The sequence below is a fragment of the Mesotoga sp. HF07.pep.5.2.highcov genome, assembly GCF_003666285.1.
Taxonomy (GTDB): Bacteria; Thermotogota; Thermotogae; order Petrotogales; family Kosmotogaceae; genus Mesotoga; species Mesotoga prima.
This window is the reverse complement of sequence record NZ_JFHJ01000621.1, coordinates 1-6099: the sequence shown is the minus strand read 5'-3', so window position 1 is coordinate 6099 and position 6099 is coordinate 1. Positions and strand designations below refer to the sequence as shown.

Genomic DNA, 6099 nt, shown 5'->3' with positions numbered 1-6099 from the left:
CTTGAGTTCATCATTGCAAATGAACACCTTGATTCGTCCGATGTATCGGGTTTGGTAAGATCCGTGGAGAATCCGAAAAATCTTGAGATGCTACTGAGCTCCTTCGGTGACGTTGACGAAAACATGGTCTTCATAGGTGATGAAGTGGGCAGAGAGGAACTCAAGAATTTCGCTCTATTTGTCTCTCCCTATACGAGAAAAGACGAAAAGATTGGAAATATCTTCGTCATTTCACCAAAGTTGACCTACTATGAAAAAATAAACGCGTACTTGAGCTTCTCGATCAATAGATTATCAGAAGTTTTTTCGAATAGATAGGAGGAATGCAAAATGATAGATGAAAAGAACAAGAAGAATCCGGAAAGTATCGATAATGAGGAAGGGGTCAAAGAAGAACGAAGTGCTGCAAGACTTGATGAATCTGATAAACTTGAAAATACCGCTGGAGCAGCGACTGGCGAAAAAGTCCGTGAGGGAAGTGAAGTGAGAGAAAAAGTTATGAATGATAGTGAAGTCCATGACAAATCCGAGACATCTGAAATAGACGAATTAAAAGCTCTGAGAGATGAGATCAAAAACCTGAAGGACGAAAACGCACGGCTCAGAGCGGAATTTATAAATTACAGAAATGCTCTGGTTCGTGAATCGGAGGAAAGCATAAGGAGATACAGAGAGAAGATTATTATTCGACTGATAGAGATCTATGACAATTTGAGCCGCGCGCTGGAAAACTCCGACAATTCGAAGAAGAGTCTCATTTCTGGCATAAAGCTAATCCACAAGTCGGTTGAACGGCTTATGTTTGATGAGGGGCTTTCAATGATTATGCCTGAAGTAGGCAAGCCCTTTGATCCCTTTTCTCACGAAGTAGAGGGAACGATCTCTTCAAATGATGTTCCGGACATGGCCATATATGATGTCATAGAACGAGGATACAATTTGAATGGCAAGGTTCTCAAGCCTGCTAGAGTGGTTGTTGCAGTAAACGACTCTTCCGAGTCTTAATGAGAGCCTTCGGTGGTGATGTAGATGGCTCAATCTAGAAAAGACTATTATGAGATTCTTGGAGTCTCCAGAAATGCCTCTGACGATGACATAAGGAAGGCATACAGGAGACTTGTCAAGGAGTGGCATCCCGATGCTTACAAAGGTAGCAACAAGAAGGATGCCGAAGCAAAATTCAAGGAAATACAGGAGGCTTACGAAGTCCTCTCCGACAAGGAAAAGAGGGCCATGTTCGATCGCTTTGGTTATGTCGGTGACGCCGCTGCAAATCCTCGAGGTTCGGGAAGAACGCCGGGAAGTACCGGAGGAAGCTTCGACGATGTCTTTGGTGATTTCCAGGATGTGTTCGATGTGTTTTTCGGAGGAAGCAGGTCTGGAGGCAGCTCCAAAACACAAGGGCCAAGAGCTGTAAGGGGAGAGGACATTCATGCTTCCGTTGTGATCGATTTGAAAGATGTGATTCTTGGAAAGAAGGTAATACTGGAATACGACAGAAACAAGGTCTGCCAGAGCTGCAAAGGAACCGGTGCTGAAGGCGGCACAAGTTTCAAAACCTGTCCAACCTGTAACGGAACCGGTTACGTCAAAGAGGAACATAGATCTTTCTTTGGGATGTTCAGCAATACCCATGTCTGCAACACATGCAGTGGTTCTGGAAGAATAATCGACAAGCGCTGTAGTGTGTGCGGTGGAAGAGGTTATGAAAAAGAAAGGCACCAGGTAAGCGTGACGATTCCCGCGGGCGTAGAGAACGGCGCTACTCTGAGAATCGGCGGTCACGGGAACGCTGGACAGAACGGCGGTCCATATGGCAATCTATATGTAAGTGTAAGGGTTGAAATGCCTTCGGAGTTCAGGCGAAGCGGAAACGACCTCTATGTGAGCAAGGAGATAGATTACGTTGAGGCTGCACTTGGAACTACTTTGGAGATTTCACTTCCCGAAGGGGGAACGGAGATACTTAGAATCCCGGCGGGAACGAATCCTAATACCGTCTTCAGAATGAAAAATCTCGGTGTTCCCAGCGTTTCGGGCGGAAGACGAGGTGATCTTCTTGTGACGGTCAGAGTAAACATAAGCAAGCCTTCAAGCAAGGAAAAGAAACTCCTTCAGCAAATAGCAAAAGTAAAGAATTCGAGGGTCGTAGAGTGAAGTGACCAGAAAGACCTTTATGGATTATTCCTTGATTACGGTCGGTTCAATACTGACAGCCATGTCTATAGTCTCCTTCATGATCCCGAACAACATCATTGCCGGCGGGGTAAGTGGCCTGGCAATAATAGTTTATAGAGTTTTCGGCCTATGGGTGGGAGCCCAGATGTTTGTTTACAACATCGTTCTCTTTCTGCTGGCCTTCGTCACTCTGGGTGTGGGTTTTGGGATGAAGTCGATCTACTCGGCCGTTCTGATGTCATTGAGCGTCGATCTGCTGCAGAAACTGAGTTTTCCCGTGTTTGATGCTTCTTCGACTCAAGATGGATTCCTGCTCGTAGCAATCTACGGCGGGGTAATCGCCGGGGCTGGAATGGGGCTAGTCTTGTGGCGCGGTGCTTCTACAGGTGGTACCGACATTGTTGCAATGATTCTCTCTAAGTACGTGGGGTTCAGCACCGGTACCGGTTTGCTGATAAGCGATTCACTTATCACACTTCTAGCGGTTGTGGTTTTCGGACCGATAGCTGCCATGTACGGGATTATCACCATCTTTACAACCAGTAAGACTATAGACGGGATAATTGAAGGCATTGGAAACACTAGAACGGCATTCGTTATTAGCAAAGAGAGTGAAGCGATTAAAGAGAAAGTGATCAACGAAATGGAACGCGGAACGACAATAATCAAAGCTACAGGAGGTTTCTCCGGAGAGGATAGACCGGTTCTCATGGTTTCGATAAGGCGGAGAGAAATCGGACAGTTGCGGCACATTGTCAAGACTACCGACAGGCGGGCCTTTGTGGTAGTCGTGAATAACTCTGAAGTCTTCGGCGAAGGCTTCAAGGATCTCAGTTGAGGCAAGTTATGAAATACATCTGTTTCGATACATCGTCAAGAACGCTTCTCCTTTCTGCCGTCAGCAACGCGGCAGAGATGGATATCAGATGCCGTGACATTGATAGATACGGTTCTATGCTAGCCGTAATAATGAGACAAGCCATTGAGAATCTCAAGATCGATGTGTCCGAACTGGAATTTGTCGGAGTCGGAATAGGGCCCGGTTCTCTCACAGGTTTGAGGGTGGGAATCTCGACGGCAAAGGGTCTCGCATTTCCTCACGGTATTCCAGCCGTACCATTCAATTCCTTGGATGTGCTAGCCAAAACAGTTGATAGTGACAGATATCTGATTTTGAGAAAAGCAAGGGAAGACCATTACTACTGGAGGGAGTACAAAGGGGGATTGCCTGTTGGTAACACTGGTTTCAGCAATACAGGCATGATCAAATCGAAAATCGAGCTGTCGACTATGGAGCTTTTCTTCGACGGCGAGATCGATCCGGAATTTGAAGACTTCAGATGTAGCCTGGTGAAGAATTACGATCCCTCTTCAATGAGGGAGATAGTTCTGGACACGTATGCTTCGGGTAATCAAGTTAGCTGTTCGGATCTTGCGCCGATATATCTGCAGAAATCAATAGCCGAAATCAACTGGGAGAAGCGAAGTAACGAGAAAGAGTCTTAGGGTTTTCTCAGGAGGATCAGCGGGACGTACATCTCCTCCTTTGTTAATCCCCCATGTCTTCCCTTGAGAGAGTGTTCCTGCCCAGTATATTTGAAGCATAGAGAAGAGTTCCCCTTGGAAACCGTTATCAATTCACCCCTCCTCTTTCTGAAGACACTGTTGAGAGGTTTTCCAAAGAGCTTTATCTCATCCAGTCCCGACGGTTCAATAATCTCAAGTGCATCACCAAACTGTCTCTCCATTTTCCTTTTCGTTTTCTCGCCGTCATATGAGTAGATATATGACATCCTTTGCTCACCACCGGGCATTGAGTACATCTCTTCGAAGAGATCATCGAATTTCGACCACCATATTTCTTGTTCCCAGGGAGTCTCTATTTGGCCGTGATCAGCGGTAATGAAGAAAGCCGTATTGCGTTCGGCTATATCTTCGAAAAACTCTTCAATTGCTGAAATAACCGTTGCAGTTTCAGATGTGTAAGATAGGGAGTTCGGTCCGTACCTGTGGCCGTAAGTATCTATTAATCCCCAGTAGACCAGCGTGACACTGGCAGCCTCTTCCGAGAAAAGGGCCGTTCTCAGCTCCTCAAACATATCGCCGAGGCCGTGAACACCCCGGGCTATGCCGCCCCGCGAATGCATCCTCGTGAGACCTGTGTTGACAAAGCTTTTCGAAGTGAGATGGTAACCTCTTACTCCGACTTCTTTGAGCAATTCGAAGATCGTGGGGTTGGGATTGTACTTTAGGGGATCGAATCCAAGTCTGGTCAGGTTATCTCGGTCTTGGGTGTACGGGGCTAGCTCAATCATGTTGACCAGTCCACCGTATTCCGGGACATTCAGAAGATAGCCCAGTACTCCGTGTTCTCCGGGTGGTGTTGCAGTGAATATCGATGTAAGTGCTGTGGCAGTTGTGGAAGGAAAGACGGAGGTTAAAATTCGTATATCTTTCTGGTCGAAATATTTGAAGCTTTTCTTCTCCAGTACCTTAATTAGATTGTAGTATCCCACCGCGTCAATAATAAAGACTACTACTTTGTCTATTCCCTCAAGGCTGAGCCCATTATCCTTCAAAGAGTATGCTTTGACGCCCTGAGGAATGTCGGCGTCAAAATGTTCCAGAATTGCGGCTGAGAAATTGACTATCGAACTCCCGTCGTATCGAGGAAAGTTCAGCTCCATTGAAACTCCTTTCTATCGAGGGTAGACAACTCCGGTACGGAACGATCTACACTCCCCACTCCTTACCAACCATCACAATTTGTCAATGCTGTTCATCAATGTCGGCTCAATGAAATTATATACGACCACTTGTTCTACGAACAAAAAAAGAAAACCTCTCTGAACAAACTTTCGAAAAAACTGATTCTCAAAAGAGCCCGCCCCGCTCGATATAGCGGGTGGGCTCCGAAAGAGCGATAACCTTGAGAAATCTATGAAATAACAACCGAAAAAGCAGTCTTTACTCCTTAACTCCGCCCTGAGTAAGACCACCTACGATGTAATCCTGAAGAACGAGGAAGAAAATTACCATGGGAACCGCGCCAATCAGTGCAGCAGCCGTAAATGGACCCCAGCTTGTTTCGAATCTTCCAGAAAACTGCCAGAGACCAACTGCGTATGTCCACTTGTTCATATCCTGCAGCAGTATTCTGGCGATCAGGTACTCGTTGAAGATACTCATGAATGTAAGTATTGCAACTACAGCAAGAATTGGTCTTGCAAGGGGCAGGATCACCTTTGTGAAGGCCTGGAACTTCGTTGCTCCATCTATCATGGCAGCCTCTTCCAGAGAATTCGAGATGGTATCGTAGTAACCTTTGATGAGCCAGATATTGAAAGCTATCCCACCGGAATACGCGAAGATCAGGCCGCCAAGCGTGTTGAGCCCCAGAAATGGAATCAAGCCCCCAATGAACTGAAGAAGAGCGTACAATGCGACCATGAACATTATCGTCGGGAACATCTGAATTAAGAGCAACCCTAGAAGGCCCTGTTTCCTCCCACGGAACCTCATCCTGCTGAAAGGATAGGCCGCAAGAGCGGCGACGGCGACACTTATCAAAGAAACGGAAAGGGCAACAATCACCGAATTCAGAAGCCACCTCACGAAATAGAAGTAGGTGCTCTCCTTCTGTACCCATATCTGATTAGCCCTGAAAAGGGCTTTGTCGATCTCCCTCAATTCTCTATCGTAAGATGCCGAGTAAGAGGCTGGTTTCTCTATCAAGTCTGATATTAGCCTGGAAGCACGTTGGTACCTCGCATTGACCTGCTGAAAGAGCGAATTATAGGTCTCCTGCATCGTTCCGAAGTCGTCTAACGTCACAGTCGTACCTAAAAATCTAAGGTCGATATAATGGTTCACCTTTGAACTCAGTTCTTCTTTCATATCTCTCATGGTTGAAATTAACTG

General features: G+C 46.3%; 6 protein-coding genes and 1 pseudogene. 5 read left to right on the top strand and 2 right to left on the bottom strand.

Annotated features, from left to right (window positions below):
* From BG32_RS13390 to tsaB, 5 genes and pseudogenes are all read left to right on the top strand, one after another.
* Positions 1 to 318 (top strand): annotated as a pseudogene (locus BG32_RS13390) (heat-inducible transcription repressor HrcA); the annotation flags it as partial.
* A gap of 12 nt (positions 319 to 330) precedes the next feature.
* A complete protein-coding gene (locus BG32_RS13385; protein WP_006487030.1) occupies positions 331 to 1005 on the top strand; it encodes a nucleotide exchange factor GrpE in 675 nt (224 codons plus the stop codon).
* A 24-nt stretch (positions 1006 to 1029) separates the two neighbouring features.
* The gene (gene dnaJ / locus BG32_RS13380; RefSeq protein ID WP_121526972.1) at positions 1030 to 2157 is read left to right on the top strand and encodes a molecular chaperone DnaJ; all 1128 of its coding nucleotides are present in this window, start codon (positions 1030 to 1032) and stop codon (positions 2155 to 2157) included.
* A 1-nt stretch (position 2158) separates the two neighbouring features.
* On the top strand, positions 2159 to 3016 hold the full coding sequence (locus tag BG32_RS13375) for a YitT family protein (protein ID WP_121526971.1): 858 nt from the start codon (positions 2159 to 2161) through the stop codon (positions 3014 to 3016).
* 8 nt (positions 3017 to 3024) lie between these two features.
* Positions 3025 to 3684, top strand: coding sequence for a tRNA (adenosine(37)-N6)-threonylcarbamoyltransferase complex dimerization subunit type 1 TsaB (gene tsaB / locus BG32_RS13370; protein ID WP_006487026.1), 660 nt, complete (start codon positions 3025 to 3027; stop codon positions 3682 to 3684).
* Here tsaB and BG32_RS13365 read toward each other — a convergent pair.
* Together BG32_RS13365 and BG32_RS13360 are read right to left on the bottom strand one after the other, a co-directional pair.
* A complete protein-coding gene (locus BG32_RS13365; protein ID WP_014731095.1) occupies positions 3681 to 4865 on the bottom strand; it encodes an alkaline phosphatase family protein in 1185 nt (394 codons plus the stop codon). The genes tsaB and BG32_RS13365 overlap by 4 nt on opposite strands.
* A 280-nt stretch (positions 4866 to 5145) precedes the next feature.
* Positions 5146 to 6099 (bottom strand): sugar ABC transporter permease (locus tag BG32_RS13360; protein ID WP_147435048.1); only part of this gene is annotated, 954 nt, incomplete at its 5' end.